The following is a 450-nucleotide window of genomic DNA, read 5'->3' as shown; positions in this document are numbered from 1 at the left end:
GCGCCGGTGCGGCCTGGTTGATGCTCACGACCCGGCTGATGCTGCCGTGGTAACCCGGTCCGGACCAGAACACCGCCAGTACCGCCCCGACTCCGTCGGGGGTGCAGAACGGCCGGGCACCGCTGACGCCATCCAGCACGCCGATCGCCAGGCTGCGGCTGCAGACCTGGGTCAGCAGGCTCTGCTTGCCGGCGTCATCCTTCACCGAGGGGTCAGGAAGGGTGTCGACGATGGACTCGGGCCCGAGGTTGCTGGCTGAGGACGCGGTCGGGTCATAGCCCGCGCCGGCCGCCGAGGGCCGGGACTGGAAGTACTGCGGCAGCGCGCTGCCTTTGGCGTCGGTGAAGCTCTGGCCCAGCAGCGTGGAGCCGACCACCTTCCCGTTCTGGGAGACGACGGAGCCGCCGGCGCGGCTCTTCAAACCCGGGATCTGGGCGATGGCGGTGATGG

Annotated in this window: 1 protein-coding gene; it reads right to left on the bottom strand. The window is 70.4% G+C overall.

From position 1 onward, the window contains the following. On the bottom strand, positions 1–450 hold a 450-nt coding region (locus RM423_RS25060), incomplete at both ends, for a potassium-transporting ATPase subunit C (RefSeq protein WP_311425747.1).

This window comes from Jatrophihabitans lederbergiae, from assembly GCF_031845305.1.
Taxonomy (GTDB): Bacteria; Actinomycetota; Actinomycetes; order Mycobacteriales; family Jatrophihabitantaceae; genus Jatrophihabitans_A; species Jatrophihabitans_A lederbergiae.
Note: the sequence above shows the minus strand (reverse complement) of the source record. Positions and strands in the feature narration are given on the sequence as shown.